Raw genomic sequence first — 15,930 nt, 5'->3', positions numbered from 1 at the left:
AGGTGAGTCAGGGGCGTAACCCGAAATAGGTGCGGCACCACTCCACCACCGGCGGCAGGCCCAGCTCGATCGGCGTGTCCGGCGCGTAGCCGAAGGCAGCCTGTGCGCGCGAGGTATCGGCCATGGTTTCCACCATGTCGCCCGGCTGCATCGGCTTGTAGACCTTGTGCGCCGGGTGCCCCGCGGCCGAGGCGATCACGTCGATGAAATGTTCCAGCTCCACCGGGGTGTGGTTGCCCAGGTTGAACACCTGGTGGGGTGTGGCCTGGGCGGAGGGATGCGACAGCGCCCCGAGGATACCTGCGACGATGTCAGAAACATGTGTGAAGTCGCGCCGCATATGGCCGTTGTTGAACACATCGATGCTGCGCCCGGCCAGCACCGCGCGCGAGAACAGCAGCGGCGCCATGTCAGGCCGGCCCCAGGGGCCGTACACGGTGAAAAAACGTAGGCCGGTAGCCTTCAGGCCGTATAGCTGCGCGTAGGTGTAGGCCATCAACTCGTTGGCGACCTTGGTGGCCGCGTACAGCGAGCGCGGCTGGTCCACACGCTGCTCCTCGGAGAACGGCGGCGTCGCCGAGTTGCCGTAGACCGAGCTGCTGGAGGCATAGACCAGATGCTGCACGCCGCGATGCCGGCACAGCTCCAGCATGTTGACGAAGCCGACAAGGTTGCTTTCTACGTAGGCGTGCGGGTTTTCCAGCGAATAACGTACGCCGGCCTGCGCGGCCAGGTGGATCACCTGCGTCGGCTGGATTTCATCGAACAGCGCGGCCAGGCCGTCGCGGTCGGTGATGTCCAGCGCGCGGATGTCCAGCTGCGGGCACAACGCGGCGACGCGATCGCGCTTGAGCTGCGGGTCGTAGTAGTCGTTGTAGTTGTCCAGCCCGACCACGCGTTCGCCGCGTGCGATCAGGGTCTGGCAGGTGTAGGCGCCAATGAAACCGGCTGCGCCGGTCACGAGAATGGTCATGCTCTGCTCCGCTTCATTGCCACCAACATCGCCCTGCCTCACCACATGGTGAGCGGCGCTTCCTTGGCCAGGGTTGCCTTGCGTTCCTTGCTGTACGCCCACCACGGCTGCGGCGCGTCGCCACCCATGAAGCGCACCACCGACAGGAACACATCGATCACGCAGGGATCGTGCACCACGCCGGTTTTCAGGCATAGCTGTGCATACATATCGTAGGCATCACGCCCGCGCAGGTGCGCGGGGACGCGGATCCCGATCAAGCGGAGATCCTTTTCACAGGCCGGCCCGACATTCGGCAGGTCGGTCAGACGCAATAGATGATTGCGGTCGACCTTGGTGGGGTTCATTGCCTTGCGTGCACCTCGTGGGGAATGAAGTACGTCAGCCGTTCTGGCGGACGCGCAGCCGCTCCAGCACGCCGTCCAGCGTGTCCAGATCGGTGTAATGAATGACCAGCTTGCCCTTGCCGCCGCGGCCGTGGCTGATGGCCACCTTGGCGCCCAGCGATTCGGACAGCTCGGTTTCCAGCGATGCGATATCGGCCTGCGGCGCGGTCAGCGACGGCTTGGCCTTGCGTGCGCCCGGCACCTTGCCGGCAGCGAACTGCTGCGCGCGGTGCTCGACTTCACGCACCGACCAGCCCTGCTCGGCGGCTTCTTCGGCCAGCTTGGTGGCCAGTTCCGGCGCCAGCGTCAGCAGCGCGCGGGCATGGCCCATTTCCAGACGGCGGGTTTCCAGCAGCACGCGCACGCCGATCGGCAGATCAATCAGGCGCAGCAGGTTGGATACCGAGGCGCGCGAACGGCCAACGGCCTGCGCGGCTTCGGCGTGGGTCAGTGTGAACTCGCTGACCAGCCGTGCCAGCGCTTCGGCTTCTTCCAGCGGATTGAGGTCTTCGCGCTGGATGTTCTCGATCAGCGCCATCGCGATGACGGTGCGGTCTTCCAGCTCACGTACGACCGCCGGTACTACTTCCAGTCCGGCCAGGCGCGAAGCGCGCCAACGGCGTTCACCGGCGATGATTTCGTAGCGGCCGCCTTCGATCTGGCGCACCAGGATGGGCTGGATGATGCCCTGTGCCTTGATCGAGTCGGCCAGTTCGGCCAGCTTGCCTTCGTCCATGTCGCGACGCGGCTGGTACTTGCCCGGCTGCAACTGGTCGATGGGCAGCTTGCGCAGCACTTCGCCGGGTTGCGGCTCGGCGACGGCAGCGACGGTGACCGGGGTGACTGCGCCCTTCGGGCCCAGCAAGGCATCAAGACCACGGCCAAGACCGCGCTTTTTCGCTGCACTCATCAGACAGCCTCCACGGCCCGGGAGGGCTGCTTGCGTTCACTGTTGCGGCGGATGATCTCGCCGGCCAAACCAAGATAGGCGACACCACCGCGCGAGGCGCGGTCGTAGCCGACGATGCTCTGGCCATGGCTGGGTGCCTCGGCCAGGCGCACGTTGCGCGGCACGATGGTGCGGAACACGCGGTCACCGAAGTACTCGGTGAGCTGCGCCGACACCGCGTTGGCCAGGTTGTTGCGCACATCGAACATGGTGCGCAGCACGCCTTCGATTTCCAGCGCCGGGTTGAGGTTGATCTTGAGCGCGTCGATGGTCTCGACCAGCGCGCTCAGGCCTTCCAGCGCGTAGTACTCACACTGCATCGGCACGATCACCGAATCGGCAGCGGCCAGCGCATTCAGCGTCAGCAGCGACAGCGCCGGCGGGCAGTCGATCAGGATGTAGTCGTATTCATCGCGGACCGGTGCCAGCGCGCGCTTCAGGCGCTGCTCGCGCTCGCTCTGGTCCATCAGCTGGATCTCGGCGGCGGTCAGGTCGATGTTGCCCGGCAGCAGGTCGAAGCCTTCGGGCGTGGTGACACGCACCTCGGCGGCAGTGATCTCGCCCAGCAGCAGGTCACAGGTGGACGCTGCCACTTCACGTTTATCCACGCCACTGCCCATGGTCGCGTTGCCCTGCGAGTCCAGGTCGACCAGCAGCACGCGTTTCGGTGCGGCGGCAAGGGAAGCAGCCAGATTGACAGCCGTCGTGGTCTTGCCGACGCCGCCTTTCTGGTTGGCGATGGCGATGATGCGAGCCATGCAGGAGAGCCTCGTTGGCGAAGTTGGACTGGTCATTATGGGGGTAGCGGCGCGTAGGCGGAAACCGGTTTCCGGGTAACGGGCGGCTTTGGGGCGGGAATGTGCCCTTATTTGCTGTGCTTTTGCCGTGCTTCGCCCCCTCCCTTTGGTCGAAGACCAAGGGGAGGGCTGGGGAGGGGTAGCTTTTGGCTTTGCTGGTAAAGCCCCTGCCGAGCATGGCTCGGCACTACCGCTTCAGCCCCTCTCCCGCTTGCGGGAGAGGGGTTGGGGTGAGGGCAGCTTCTAGCCTTGGCTGGTAAAGCCCCTGCCGAGCATGGCTCGGCACTACGCTTTAGCCCTTGCGCTCCACAACCACCAGATGTCTGTCACCAACCAAACCCGGCACCTGCAGCGGTCGCACTTCCAGCACCTGCCAGCCGGCCGGCAGCTGGGCGATCTCGTCGTGCGGGTACACCCCCTTCATCGCCAGCAGCTGGCCGCCGGGACGCAGCAGATGACCGCCAACCTCGATGATGCCGGCCAGCGTATCCATGGCACGCGCAGTGAGGTTGTCGTAAGCGCCCGGCTCGTCCAGCGCTTCAGCGCGGGATTCGGCGACGCGGGCATTGCTCAAACCGAGCTGGCGCACGGCCTCACGCATGAAGCGGGCCTTCTTACCGTTGCTCTCAACCAGGGTCACCTGCAGCTGCGGGTGGGTAATCGCCAGCGGGATACCCGGCAACCCAGGGCCGGTGCCCAGATCGGCCAGGCTGCCGCTGCTGACATGATCGGCCATGGCCAGCGAATCGAGCAGATGGCGGGTCACCATTTCGCGCGGGTCGCGGACGGCAGTGAGATTGTAGGTGCGGTTCCAGCGCACCAGCAGGGTCAGGTAGGCCAGCAAGGGCTTGGCCAAAGCGGCGTCCAGACCCATGGCTTTCAGGCCGTGGTCGAGGTCGCTGGCGACTTCGCGCGGGAGAGTGGTGTCGTTCATGGCGGGGATTATCGCAGGAGTGGCGCTTTTGGCCCCCTCCCTTGCGCCGAAGGGCGGCTTTGCCCCCTCCCTTTGGCAAAGCCAAGGGGAGGGGGCACGGCGCTATAGCGGGTACCACGCCAGCGCGGCGCGGAAATCTTCCGTCGCCTGCCACTCATATAGATGCCAGCGCGCCGCATCACCCAGACCCGGATCACACCACACCAGCTGTAATGCCCCCTCAGCATCCGGCGCGAAGCGCAGCTTCTCCAGCCCGAACGAAATGCCATGCCCGTGCGCCTTCAGCAGCGCCTCTTTGGCGCACCACACACGGAAGAACCACTGCTCGCAGCCGCTGTCGTCCAGCGAATCCAGCCAGGTAATTTCATCCGGGTGGAAGAAACGGCGGATCACCTCGCGCATCTGCTTGCGTGGCCGCTGCCGTTCCAGGTCCACGCCCAAGCGCGCGCCCTCGCCCAGTGCCACCAGCAGATGGCCGCCGCTATGGCTCCAGCCGGTGCCGTAATGCGCCAGCTCAGCTATCAGCCATGGTCGGCTGCGCTCATCGCGGGTCAGCGGTAAGGCCTCGGGCGTGGTGTCGAAGACACCGGCCAGCAACTCGCGGGCCTGCGGCTCACCGCGGGTGCCCGGAGTATGCGGCAACAGCCACACGGCGACCGGGCCGAACTGCCAATGGCTTCCCGTCGGGCTCATGCTGAACAGGTTCCTGCCCGGACAAACATGTTCTTAACGCCACTACGCGTTGACTGTCGCCACCGCACCTTTCGGGGTGCTTCACGGCAGGGAGGTTCGCGCATGGGCATCATCATCTGGTTGATTATTGGTGGCGTCGTGGGTTGGCTGGCCAGCATCATCATGCGCCGCGATGCGCAGCAGGGCATCATCCTGAACATCGTGGTGGGCATCATCGGCGCCATGATTGCCGGCTTCTTCTTCAGCGGCGGCAGCATCAATGGTGCAATTACGCTGCGCTCGTTCCTGTTGTCACTGGTTGGCGCAGTCGTGCTGCTGGCCATCGTCAATCTGTTCACACGCAAAAGCGTGCGTTAACCGTTCTGGCGCCGATTCGACCAAGGCCCGGCTGACAACAGCCGGGCCTTGTTGTCTCAGCCCTGTGCCAGCTGCACCCAGGCCGGGGCGTGATCGCTGGGGCGCTCCCAGGTGCGCGGTTCACGGTCGATGCCGGAGGCCACAGCGCGCGCCTTGAGCGCATCGGACACCAGGGTCAGATCGATGCGCAGGCCCAGATTGCGGCGGAAACCCGCAGCGCGGTAATCCCACCAACTGAAGATGCCGGCTTCGTCGTTGTGCAGACGGAAGGCATCGTGCAGGCCCAGATCCAGCAACTTCTGCAGACCTGCGCGCTCGGCGGTGGAGGTGAGAATGTGGTTTTCGTTCCAGACGCTGGTATCGGGCACATCGCGGTCATCCGGCGCGATATTGAAATCGCCCATCACCACCAGCTGCGGATGTTTCTGCAGTTCGGCGGCGATCCAGGTGTGCACAGCCTCCAGCCAACGCAGCTTGTAGGCGTACTTGTCGGTGCCCACGTCCTGGCCGTTGACCACATACAGATTGATGATGCGCACACCGTTGATGGTGCCGGCGATCACACGCTTCTGCTCATCCTCGAAATCGGGAATGCCGATCTGCACGTCTTCGATCGGATGCCGCGACAGCAGCGCCACGCCGTTATAGGTCTTCTGCCCGGCGAACACATTGCGGTAGCCCAGTTCCAGCAGCCGCGTATCGGGGAACTTGTGGTCCTCCAGCTTGGTTTCCTGGATGCCGACCACGTCGGGGGCAAAGTCGGCCAGCCACTGTTCCAGGTGCGGCAGGCGGACATTGAGGGAATTGACGTTCCACGAAGCGATTTTCATGCGGGTGATTCTAGCCGGGGTAGGTCAAGTTGGCCCTACTTCCAAGCTGAAGACCGCAGCGATCAGCCCCCCTCCCTTGCGCCAAAGGCGCAGGGGAGGGTTGGGGAGGGGTGCTTTGGCTTTGGCTTTGGCTTTGGCTTTGGCTTTGGCTTTGGCTTTGGCTTTGGCTTTGGCTTGCAGCCAACAGCATGAGCAAGATCAAAAGCTCCCCCCACCCGCCCCCTTCGGGGCACCCTCCCCCGCAGGCGGGAGAGGGAACGGCGATGGTTTCCCGCGCTTCGTGAGTCACCCCACCCGCCAAACCCCGCAAACCACAACAAAACCTATCGGGTGAATGTCGGGGAATACACTTTTTCAGCGTTCCGATTCGCGCAGACTGCCTCTCAAAGTGAGGGGAAGCCATGCGTAGCAAGCTGTTTGTGCCCGGCGCACGTCCGGAACTGTTCGACAAGGCCTTGGCCAGTGCGGCCGATGCCCTGTCCTTCGATCTGGAGGATTCCGTCCCCGAGGCCGGCAAACAGGTGGCGCGTGAGCATATCGCCAGCTTCCTCGCCCGCACCGATGTGATTGCCAGCAACAAGCTGCTGATCGTCCGCAGCAACGCCACCGACAGCCCGCACTTCGCCGCCGATCTGGCCGCGATGGCGGTGCCCGGCCTGTGGCTGCTCAACATCCCCAAGGTGGAATCGGCCGCGCAGGTGCGTCAGTTGGTCGTTGCGCTGGAACGCGCCGAGGCCGCCAATGGCGTCACCCGCCCGATCGGTCTGCTGCTGAACATCGAAACCCCGCGTGGCCTGCGTCTGGCCGCCGAACTGGCTGGCGCGCATCCGCGTGTGGCCGGCCTGCAGTTGGGCCTGGGTGATCTGTTCGCGCCCAATGGCATCGCCCGCACGCCGGCCAATGTGCATGCGGTGCTGTTCGCGGTGAAAATGGCTGCCACCGAAGCGGGCGTGTTCGCCTGTGACGGGGCTTGGCCGGATGTGGCCGATGCCGAGGGCTTCCGCACCGAGGCCATGCTCGCGCAGCAACTGGGCTATATCGGCAAGAGCTGCATCCATCCGCGTCAGGTGGGCCAGGCCAACACGATTTTCAGCGTGGCCGAGGCCGAGCTGGACGAAGCGCGGCGTATTGTTGCCGCCGCGCAGGCGGCCAGCGATCTGGGCCGCGGTGCGTTCCTGTTCGAGGGACGCATGATCGATGTGCCCTACCTGCGCCGGGCCGAAGCCCTGCTCGCCGGCGCCCTGCGCGCCTGATCTTTCCATCTGGCGGTTCGCCGCCACGCCGTTCATTACCGGGATTCCATCCATGCCCACGCCCATGGCCACCGCGCTCGCCGCGCTGTCGCACCGCTTCTCGCTCGGCTTCCGCCTGCTCGTTGTCACCACCTTGCTGGCGCTTGCCGGTACGGCCGCCGCCGACGAGAGTTTGAATGCAGTGAAGTCCGGCGCGTTGCCGGCCCTGCCGGAGGCCGCGCCGGTGCAGCAGTTGCTGGATGTCGATGGCCGCCTGCTGGCCCGCTCCGGCGACAAGGCGTGGCTGCTCGACAAGAACGGCAAGGCGTGGACGCCAGCTATCGGTATCAGCAACGAGCCCATCCAGGACATCGTCCGCAACGGCGACAAAACCTGGGTGCTGACCGGCCCGGATGCGAGCCACAGCGATCAGCTGCAGCAGCTCACCCTCAAGAGCGAAACGCTGGGCAAGGGCCAGTCGCTGGCACTGCTTTCGCCACTGGGTAATGCGCACGTCGCTGCACTGGACGGTGCGCTGTTCGTCGCCGGTGTGGATGCAACGGGCGTGACCCAGCTGTACCGCAAGCCCGCCGATGCCGCGCAATGGCAGCCGCAGCCGATCTGGCCGGGCGCTGCTGCAGCAGTCGCACTGCAGGCGCAGAAAGGCGCGCTATACGCGGTAGTCGGCAACAACGGCGCGCAGCAGCTGCTGCGTTGGAACGCAGAGAAGGGTTGGCATCAGCTGCCCGCCATCGGTGGCGACGTGGTGCCCGGTTCGCTGCGTGCACTCGGCCAGGCGCATTTGCTGATGCAGGTGACCGACGCAACCGGCAACAGCCACGCGCGCACCTTCCACACCATCACCAGCGCCTGGGCTGATCTGGCCGATACCGATGCCAATGCACCGCTGGCCAGCGCCAGCTGGGGCAATGGCCTTGCCTGGGCAAACGCCGATGGCAGTCTGCACACCTTTGAACTGCAGAGCGGCAAGCATCTGCTGGGCTGGATGGACTGGACGGTGATCATCATCTACCTCGGCGCGATGCTGGGCATGGGCGCCTACTTCTACTTCCGCGAGAAGCGCGCCAGCACCGCCGACTTCTTCGTCGGTGGCCGCAGCATTCCGTTCTGGGCCGCGGGCGTCAGCTTGTACGCCACCAACACCAGTTCGATCAGCTTCATCGCCATTCCGGCCAAGGCCTTCGAGACCAACTGGCAGTACCTGACCAACAACCTGATCGCGGTGCTGGGCCTGATGTTCGTGGCGGTGTGGATCGTGCCGCTGCTGCGCCGTCTGGATTTGATGAGCGTGTTCTCCTATCTGGAAACCCGCTTCCATCCAGCCATCCGCATGCTCGCCAGCGCGCTGTGCATCGTCATGCAGATCGGTGCGCGCATGAGCGTGGTGCTGTTCCTGCCGGCGTTGGCCATCGCCACCATCACCGGCATCAGCGTGGTGTGGAGCATCATGATGATGGGCGTGTTCACCATCCTCTACACCGCGATGGGCGGCATGAAGGCGGTGATCTGGACCGACTTCGTGCAGGTGATCGTGAAGATGGGCGGCGCGATCTTCGCCATCCTGTTCATCGTGTGGACGCTGAAGGGCGGCTTCGGTGAGTTCGTCGCCACCGCAGCGATGGAAGACAAGACCAAGCTGTTCGATTTCAGCTTCGACCTGACCAAGGCCACGGTGTGGGGCTTCATCTTCCTGGTCGTGTTCGACGTGGTGCTGACCTTCCCCAAGGACCAGGTGCTGATGCAGCGCACCCTGGCCACCAAGTCGGACAAGGAAGCCGGCCGTTCGATCTGGGCCTTCGCTGCGATCATGATCCCGGGCGGCTTCATCTTCTACGGCATCGGCACTGCATTGTGGGTGTTCTACAAGAACAACCCGCAGCGCCTTGACCCGCTGCTGCCGATCGATGCGACCTTCCCGCTGTTCATCGCCGCCGAGCTGCCGCCGGGCGTCACCGGCCTGATCATCGCCGGTGTGTTTTCCGCGGCGATGGCGACCTTGTCGAGCATCATGAACAGCGTCGCCACGCTGATCTCGGTCGACTTCTACGAGCGCATCGCCAAGAACCCGACCCCGCGCAAGAGCGTGCTGTTCGCCGAAATCTCCACGGTGCTGGTCGGCCTGACCGCGATCGGCCTGGCGCTGATCATGACCCGCTACGACATCCACTCGCTGTTCGACGTGTCGATCGAACTGGCCGGCCTGCTCGGCGGTGGCTTTGCCGGTGCCTATACGCTGGGCATGTTCACCCGCCGCGCCAACTCGGCCGGCGTGGCAATCGGTGTCGCCTCCAGCATCGTGCTGACCTTCGTGGCCTGGTGGTACAGCCTGGTGCATCCGTACTTCTACCTGGCCATCTCGATCTTCCTGTGCATCGTGATCGGCTATGTGGCCAGCCTGTTCTTCCCGGCGCCGAACCGTTCACTGAAGGGCCTGACCATCTACAAGCAGGACGCTCTGTGAAGACCTGCCTGCGGCCCGCCATCCGTCGCGGACCGCAGGCATTTCACACTGCCGGCGCGCTGACCCTGCCATTGGTCGGATCGCGCCGCCGCGCCCGCTGGTGTAGTTTGGCGCGCAGCTGAGAGGTCTAATCGCGTGGAAACCCAGTTTCTCAATACCTTTGTCACCGTGGTCGACCGTGGCTCCATGGCCGCGGCGGCGCGCATGCTGCACATCACCCCGGCCGCCGTTGCCCAGCAGATCCGCACGCTGGAACGCGAGCTGGGCGCACCGCTGATTGCCCGCGCTGGCCGCACCGTCAGCGTCACCGAGGAAGGTGCGCGGATCCTGCAGCGCGCGCGCGACCTGCTGCGTGGCGTGGCTGATCTGCGCAGTGTGGCCAACGAAAGCGGCATGGCCGGCGAATTGCGGCTGGGCGCCTGCCCTACCGCACTGGGCGGGCTGGTGCCGGACATCCTGGCGCGGATGGTGGCCAAGTTCCCCGAGATCAACGTCTTCATCAAACCCGGTTATTCGTCCGACTTGTACGGCGCGGTGGAAGCGGGTGATCTGGATGCGGCGATGGTGCTGCAGGCACCGTTCTCACTGCCCAAGACCTGCGACTGGCAGCTGCTGCGCGAAGAACCACTAGTGGTACTGGCGCCGGCGCGCATGGCCGGTGCTGATCCGCACCAGCTGCTGCGCGAAGAACCACTGATCCGCTACGACCGCCACGAATGGGGCGGCCGCCAGGCTGACGAATATCTGCGCAAAGCCGGCATCGTGCCGCGCGAACGGTTCGAGCTGAATGCGCTCAATGCGATTGCGGTGATGGTAGATCGTGGGTTGGGCGTGTCGCTGGTGCCAGATTGGGCAAAGCCGTGGCCGGAAGGCATTTCGGTGGTGCGTATTCCCCTGCCAGAGCCCAGCGAGCCACGCCGTATCGGCATGGTCTGGTCGCGTTCCTCGGTGCGCCTGCGCCAGGTCAATGTACTGCTGGACGAGGCGCGTACGGCGTTGTTGCAGCCTACCGACTGAGCGCAATGCCCGTGATCGACAGGGGCAATCTCCCTGTAGTGCCGAGCCATGCTCGGCAAGGGCCTTCCCGGTCCTGTTGGATTTCCTGGTAAGGCCTCTGCCGAGCATGGCTCGGCACTACAGGTGGGTTGTCCGGCAATGCCTCTGCAGGCGCCGTCACCCAATCGCAACAAACCCTAGGCAGTGAACATACACAGGTGCGCTTCTATCGCGCCAAGGGCCCGCCTAGGCTTCGCCCAACGTCGGAGTTGCGCCCGGTGCCCGCCTGGCCGGGGACCGAAACCAACAAACGGCAGGATCAAAGGGGCGCTAGTCCCCATCGCATTTTGGCTCTGCCGGCTCCCAGGCCGGTCGCGTCACACATTCAAACCTGGGGGAGAGAACAACATGATCAAGCCACTTTCGGCCGCCATCAGCGCCGTGCTGCTCGCCAGCGCGATGAGCCCGGCCTTTGCACAAGACGCCGCAACCACGCTGGACCAGGTGATCGTCACCGGTACCCGCACCCCGGTTGCCATCGACAAGGTCCCGGGTGCCGTCACCCTGATCAGCCCGGAGCAGGTGCAGCGCACCTTGAACCTGACCGAAGACGCCACTGCCGTGCTCGCACGCATGGTGCCGGGCTATTCCGAATCCTCGCAGGCGATGAGCAACTCCGGTGAGACCCTGCGCGGTCGCGTCGCGCTGCGCCTGTTCGACGGCGTGCCGCAGGGCTCGCCGCTGCGCGAAGGCAGCCGCAACGGCACCTTCACCGACATGGGCGTGATTGGCCGGATCGAAGTCATCAACGGCCCGTCGGCCGCTGAAGGCATCGGCGGCGCCGGTGGCGTGATCAACTACCTGTCCAAGAACCCGGACGTGGCTGGCCACGAAACCACCATCACCACCCGCTACGGCACCCAGTTCAAGGACGACAGCGGCCAGTCCAAGATCGGCGTCACCCACGCCTTCAAGGGCGATGCGGTCGACTACCTGATCAGCGGCGCCTACATCGACCGCGGCATCGCCTATGACGGCGACGGCCGCCGCGTCGGCCTGAATACCTCCGGTTCGCTGTCCGATTCGTACAGCAAGAACCTGTTCCTCAAGGGCGGCTACAACTTCGGCGAAGGCCAGATGCAGCGCATCCAAGCCAGCTACAGCAACTTCCACATCGGCGGCAAGCACAACTACATTCCGGTCGATGGCTGCCGCTTTGATGCGATCAAGTGTCCGATCCCGACCACCAATACCGCCGAAAAGGGCTCGATTGCCGGTTCGCTGGCCGAGTTCAACGACTTCGAGCAGTTCGCGGTGAAGTACACCAATGCCGATTTCTTCGGCGGCGACCTGAGCGTTGATGCGTACTGGGCCGAGCAGGCCATGCGCTACGTGCCGGAAAACGGCGACGACCGCCAGCTGACCAAGCCGGCCCCGACCGATGACGCCCTGCGCATCTGGGACCAGTCGGAAATCAACAGCGAGAAGAAGGGCCTGCGCTTCGGCTACGCCTATGGCGAGCTGTTCAAGGTGGAAGGCCTGCGCCTGCGTGCCGGCCTGGACATCGTTGAAGACACCGCCGAGCAGCGTCTTGCGCTGACCAACCGCCTGTGGGTGCCGCCGATGAAGTACACCAGCATCGCGCCGTACGCGCAGCTGAGCTGGGACATCGGCCCGGTGACGCTGGATGCCGGCGTCCGTCGCGAAGACGGCGAGCTGCAAATCGACAGCTACACCACCGTTGCCTTCCGCGACCACACCCCGGTGCAGGGCGGCAAGATGGATTACAAGGCCAACATGCCCAACTTCGGTGCGATCTGGCGCATCACCGATGAGTGGTCGGTGTTCGCTTCGTACTCCGAAGGCTTCGGCATCGCCAACGTCGGCATCCCACTGCGCAACATCCAGGCCAGCAGCCCGTGCAAGGCCGTGTCCTGCATCGCTGATCTGCAGCCGCTGATCACCGAGAACAAGGAAATCGGCTTCAACTGGCGCGGCGCCAAGGGCCAGCTGGGTGCATCCGTGTACCGCTCGACCTCGGACTTCGGTTCCAGCCTGACCATCGACCCGGTAACCGAAGACTTCATCCTGACCCGCGCACCGGTCGAGATCGAAGGTTTCGAGTTGAACAGCGCCTGGACCTTCAACGAGCAGTGGAAGGCCAGCTTCCTGTACTCGCGCATCCGTGGCCAGACCCAGTACTACCCGGGCTCGGGCCTGAAGAAGGAAATGGGCATCCTCGACATCTCGCCGGACAAGGTGAATGCCTCGGTGACCTGGACCCCGAACGATGACCTGAGCGCAACGCTGGGCGTGAGCAAGACCTTCAGCCGCGACCTGCGCGAGACCTTCGTCAACCCGGCCAACAATGCCGTCTACAAGAACGAAGAGAACACCTATGGCTACGCGCTGTGGGACCTCAGCGTGAACTACGACATCGGTCGTTATGGCCAGCTGGCACTGGGCGTGGAAAACGTGTTCGACAAGCAGTACGTGCTGACCTGGTCGCAGCTGCCGGGCTGGCAGAACTTCTTCTCCGGCCGTGGCCGGATGGTGTCGGTGACCCACACGTTCAAGTTCTGATAGCTGCAGTTTGAAGGCGGCGCCACAGGCAACTGTGGCGCCGTTTTCTTTTGTTGTTTGTTGTTTGTTGTTTGTGGGAGCGGCGTAAGCCGCGAAGCTGGAGAAGCATCCGCTCCCGCGCATCCTGCAATTGCAGATATTCCGTCGCCGGAACGGCCGCCTGCTTCGCGGCTTACGCCGCTCCCACAAAAGCTGATGACCAGCGGCAACAAGAAAACCTTTCTTGTTGCACTGCAAGAAAAAACCATAGCTTGCTTCAAGCAACAAAACCTCACGTCTGAAGCTAGCCCCCCCGCCTTCAATGCCCCCCTGTCCACGCCTAGGCTGGCTTTGTCGGGGGAGTTGCGTCGGGAGGGATGCAGCAGCCAACAGAAGTATCGGAATGCCGCAGTCCGCGGCAGTAGTTCATGCACGTCTTATCTAAAACAAAAACGAGATAAACACCATGAAGAAGGTACCGGTAGCGTTGGGGGTTCTGGTTCTGGCCGCGGCGATCAGCAGCAGCGTGCAGGCCCAGCAGATGCAGGCAGCAAACGAAGACGACAGCCGCAGCGCTGGCAAGCGCGCGCAGGACAAGAAAGCTACCGAGCTTGACCGGGTCATCGTCACCGGCGTACGTGCGCCCAAGGCGGTGGACAAGATTCCCGGCGCGATCACCATCATCACCCCGGAAGAGATCAAGCAGTCGCTGATCATCACCGAGGACAACACCGCGGTACTGGCGCGCACCATTCCCGGCTATGCCGAATCCTCGCAGGCGATGACCAACTCCGGTGAGTCACTGCGTGGACGCATCCCGCTGCGTCTGTTCGACAGCATCCCGCAGGGCTCGCCACTGCGCGAAGGAACCCGCAACGGCACCTTCACCGACATGGGCGTGATCGGCCGCATCGAAGTCATCAACGGCCCGTCCGCCGCCGAAGGCATTGGCGCCACCGGCGGCGTGATCAATTACATTTCCAAGGTGCCTGAACAGATCGGCAGCGAGACCACCATCAGCGCCCGCTACCAGACCCAGTTCAACGACGACAGCATCGGCTGGAAGCTGGGCCTGAGCCATGCGATCAAGCAGGACAGCTACGACTTCCTGGCCAGCGTCTCGCAGCTGGAGCGCGGCATGGCCTATGACGCCAAGGGCCGCAGCATCGGCATGAATTCCAGCGGTTCGCTGGCCGATTCGCAATCGCGCAACCTGTACATGAAGGGCGGCTACAACTTCGGCGAGGCCGGCGAACAGCGCCTGCAGGCCACCTATAGCAACTTCAACATCGACGGCAACGGCGACTACATCCAGCTGGTCGGCTGCAAAGGCCCGAATGACTGGCCGCCCTGCGACACGCCAGTGCCCAACACCTCGATCAAGGGCCACATCGACGGCCAGCGCGACGCGCTCAACAAGTTCATCCAGTACAGCCTGCAGTACACGCACAGCGACTTCTACGGCGGCACACTGGACGTGGTCGGCTTCCAGGCCAAGCAGGGCATGCGCTTCCTGCCGGAGAACGGCGCCGACCGTCAGTTGGTGAAGCCGGCACCGGCGGACGATGCCGATCGTATCTTCGACCAGTCCGAAATCCAGTCGAAGAAGAAAGGCCTGCGCACCTCGTGGACGCGCCCCAGCATCTTCGCCGTTGACGGACTGGAACTGCATACCGGCGTGGACTTCGTGCAGGACGTTGCGCAACAGCGGCTGGTAATGACCGACCGCGTCTGGGTGCCGCCGATGGACTACCGCAGCGTGGCGCCGTACGCGCAGCTGTCCTGGGATATCGGCCCGGTAACGGTCAGCGGCGGCTTCCGCCGCGAGAACGGCAAGCTCGACATCGACAGCTACACCACCGTGGCCTACCGCAACAGCGTGTTCGTCGAAGGCGGCACCCTGGACTACACCGCCAACCTGCCCAACCTGGGCGCAATCTGGCGCGTCACCGATGAATTCTCGTTGTTCACCGCCTACAGCAAGGGCTTCACCCTGCCGGATATCGGCATCCCGCTGCGCAACGTGAACTACACCGGGCAATCGGTAGCCGGCATCCTCGACCTGCAGGCGATCATCGTCGACAACATCGACATCGGCTTCAACTGGCGCGGCTCGCGCGGTGCGTTGAGCGGCAGCTGGTACCACTCCACCTCGGACTTCGGTGCCTCGCTGGAAGTGGACCCGCTGACCAGCGACTTCATCATGACCCGCGCCCCGACCGACATCAAAGGCATCGAGCTGAGCGGTGAATTCCGCTTCACCGACACCTTCAAGATCACCGGCCTGTATACCCACCTGCGCGGCTGGACCTCGTTCTGGGGCCCGGACCCGCAGGGTCGCTACGACGCCGGCCCGCTGAAGAAGCCGATGGGCATCTTCGATGCGACGCCCGACAAGATCAACATGGCGCTGGTGTGGAAGGCGCTGCCGAATCTGGATGCCACCCTGGGCGTCAGCATGCTGCGCGACCGTCACCTGACCAGCTCGGCGGTGCGCCCGTATGACGGCGAAGAATACGACTACGACGAAAAGATCAACGGCTACACGCTGTGGGATCTAGGCGTGAATTATGATTCCGGGCGCTTCGGCACGTTCTCGCTGGGCGTGGACAACCTGTTCAACAAGTACTACATCCTCAGCGGCTCGCAGGGCGATGGCTGGCAGAACTACTGGGCCGGTCGCGGCCGCGTGGTGTCGCTGAGCTATTCGTATACGTTCCGCTGATGAACGCAGGAGTG

The 15,930-nt window shown here is 64.1% G+C and carries 13 protein-coding genes; 6 read left to right on the top strand and 7 right to left on the bottom strand.

What is annotated here, in order from left to right:
* Window positions 1-7: 7 nt before the first annotated feature.
* The 6 genes from ACVOLR_RS06835 to ACVOLR_RS06810 form a co-directional block, all read right to left on the bottom strand.
* A complete protein-coding gene (locus ACVOLR_RS06835; RefSeq protein WP_481535774.1) occupies window positions 8-973 on the bottom strand; it encodes an SDR family NAD(P)-dependent oxidoreductase in 966 nt (321 codons plus the stop codon).
* A 38-nt stretch (window positions 974-1,011) separates the two neighbouring features.
* A complete protein-coding gene (locus ACVOLR_RS06830) occupies window positions 1,012-1,320 on the bottom strand; it encodes a helix-hairpin-helix domain-containing protein (RefSeq protein WP_481514983.1) in 309 nt (102 codons plus the stop codon).
* 34 nt (window positions 1,321-1,354) lie between these two features.
* Complete coding sequence (locus ACVOLR_RS06825; RefSeq protein WP_481535773.1) at window positions 1,355-2,269, bottom strand: ParB/RepB/Spo0J family partition protein; 915 nt, start codon at window positions 2,267-2,269, stop codon at window positions 1,355-1,357.
* Window positions 2,269-3,066: a ParA family protein gene (locus ACVOLR_RS06820; RefSeq protein ID WP_481514985.1), complete on the bottom strand. Its 798-nt coding sequence runs from the start codon at window positions 3,064-3,066 to the stop codon at window positions 2,269-2,271. The genes ACVOLR_RS06825 and ACVOLR_RS06820 overlap by 1 nt, the downstream gene beginning before the upstream one ends.
* Window positions 3,067-3,397: 331 nt before the next feature.
* Window positions 3,398-4,039, bottom strand: coding sequence for a 16S rRNA (guanine(527)-N(7))-methyltransferase RsmG (gene rsmG / locus ACVOLR_RS06815; RefSeq protein ID WP_481535772.1), 642 nt, complete (start codon window positions 4,037-4,039; stop codon window positions 3,398-3,400).
* A gap of 102 nt (window positions 4,040-4,141) precedes the next feature.
* On the bottom strand, window positions 4,142-4,732 hold the full coding sequence (locus ACVOLR_RS06810; RefSeq protein ID WP_481535771.1) for a 4'-phosphopantetheinyl transferase family protein: 591 nt from the start codon (window positions 4,730-4,732) through the stop codon (window positions 4,142-4,144).
* A 102-nt stretch (window positions 4,733-4,834) separates the two neighbouring features.
* On the opposite strand from ACVOLR_RS06810, the gene ACVOLR_RS06805 reads away from it, so the two are divergent.
* Window positions 4,835-5,089, top strand: coding sequence for a GlsB/YeaQ/YmgE family stress response membrane protein (locus ACVOLR_RS06805; RefSeq protein WP_057629282.1), 255 nt, complete (start codon window positions 4,835-4,837; stop codon window positions 5,087-5,089).
* 56 nt (window positions 5,090-5,145) lie between these two features.
* Here ACVOLR_RS06805 and xth read toward each other — a convergent pair whose 3' ends face one another.
* The gene (gene xth / locus ACVOLR_RS06800; protein ID WP_481535770.1) at window positions 5,146-5,919 is read right to left on the bottom strand and encodes an exodeoxyribonuclease III; all 774 of its coding nucleotides are present in this window, start codon (window positions 5,917-5,919) and stop codon (window positions 5,146-5,148) included.
* 401 nt (window positions 5,920-6,320) lie between these two features.
* Here xth and ACVOLR_RS06795 point away from each other — a divergent pair, with 401 nt between their 5' ends.
* The 5 genes from ACVOLR_RS06795 (at window position 6,321) to ACVOLR_RS06775 (ending at window position 15,916) form a co-directional block, all read left to right on the top strand.
* Window positions 6,321-7,172, top strand: a complete 852-nt coding sequence (locus tag ACVOLR_RS06795) for an HpcH/HpaI aldolase/citrate lyase family protein (protein ID WP_481535769.1) — start codon at window positions 6,321-6,323, stop codon at window positions 7,170-7,172.
* Window positions 7,173-7,224: 52 nt separating this feature from the next.
* Window positions 7,225-9,633: a sodium:solute symporter family protein gene (locus tag ACVOLR_RS06790; protein WP_481535768.1), complete on the top strand. Its 2,409-nt coding sequence runs from the start codon at window positions 7,225-7,227 to the stop codon at window positions 9,631-9,633.
* Window positions 9,634-9,768: 135 nt separating this feature from the next.
* On the top strand, window positions 9,769-10,650 hold the full coding sequence (locus ACVOLR_RS06785; RefSeq protein ID WP_481514996.1) for a LysR family transcriptional regulator: 882 nt from the start codon (window positions 9,769-9,771) through the stop codon (window positions 10,648-10,650).
* Between the two features lie 387 nt (window positions 10,651-11,037).
* Window positions 11,038-13,212, top strand: a complete 2,175-nt coding sequence (locus ACVOLR_RS06780) for a TonB-dependent receptor (protein WP_481535767.1) — start codon at window positions 11,038-11,040, stop codon at window positions 13,210-13,212.
* A 445-nt stretch (window positions 13,213-13,657) separates the two neighbouring features.
* Window positions 13,658-15,916, top strand: a complete 2,259-nt coding sequence (locus tag ACVOLR_RS06775) for a TonB-dependent receptor (protein WP_481535766.1) — start codon at window positions 13,658-13,660, stop codon at window positions 15,914-15,916.
* The last annotated feature ends 14 nt before the right edge of the window (window positions 15,917-15,930 follow it).

Source organism: Stenotrophomonas sp. STEN030 (assembly GCF_056759995.1).
This window is presented reverse-complemented; position numbering and strand designations above follow the sequence as displayed.

What these genes read in the sequence shown, in the direction of transcription:
- ACVOLR_RS06835 (WP_481535774.1), bottom strand. Translation starts at nt 973, where the DNA reads ATGACCATTCTCGTGACCGGCGCAGCCGGTTTCATTGGCGCCTACACC.
- ACVOLR_RS06830 (WP_481514983.1), bottom strand. Translation starts at nt 1,320, where the DNA reads ATGAACCCCACCAAGGTCGACCGCAATCATCTATTGCGTCTGACCGAC.
- ACVOLR_RS06825 (WP_481535773.1), bottom strand. Translation starts at nt 2,269, where the DNA reads ATGAGTGCAGCGAAAAAGCGCGGTCTTGGCCGTGGTCTTGATGCCTTG.
- ACVOLR_RS06820 (WP_481514985.1), bottom strand. Translation starts at nt 3,066, where the DNA reads ATGGCTCGCATCATCGCCATCGCCAACCAGAAAGGCGGCGTCGGCAAG.
- rsmG (WP_481535772.1), bottom strand. Translation starts at nt 4,039, where the DNA reads ATGAACGACACCACTCTCCCGCGCGAAGTCGCCAGCGACCTCGACCAC.
- ACVOLR_RS06810 (WP_481535771.1), bottom strand. Translation starts at nt 4,732, where the DNA reads ATGAGCCCGACGGGAAGCCATTGGCAGTTCGGCCCGGTCGCCGTGTGG.
- ACVOLR_RS06805 (WP_057629282.1), top strand. Translation starts at nt 4,835, where the DNA reads ATGGGCATCATCATCTGGTTGATTATTGGTGGCGTCGTGGGTTGGCTG.
- xth (WP_481535770.1), bottom strand. Translation starts at nt 5,919, where the DNA reads ATGAAAATCGCTTCGTGGAACGTCAATTCCCTCAATGTCCGCCTGCCG.
- ACVOLR_RS06795 (WP_481535769.1), top strand. Translation starts at nt 6,321, where the DNA reads ATGCGTAGCAAGCTGTTTGTGCCCGGCGCACGTCCGGAACTGTTCGAC.
- ACVOLR_RS06790 (WP_481535768.1), top strand. Translation starts at nt 7,225, where the DNA reads ATGCCCACGCCCATGGCCACCGCGCTCGCCGCGCTGTCGCACCGCTTC.
- ACVOLR_RS06780 (WP_481535767.1), top strand. Translation starts at nt 11,038, where the DNA reads ATGATCAAGCCACTTTCGGCCGCCATCAGCGCCGTGCTGCTCGCCAGC.
- ACVOLR_RS06775 (WP_481535766.1), top strand. Translation starts at nt 13,658, where the DNA reads ATGAAGAAGGTACCGGTAGCGTTGGGGGTTCTGGTTCTGGCCGCGGCG.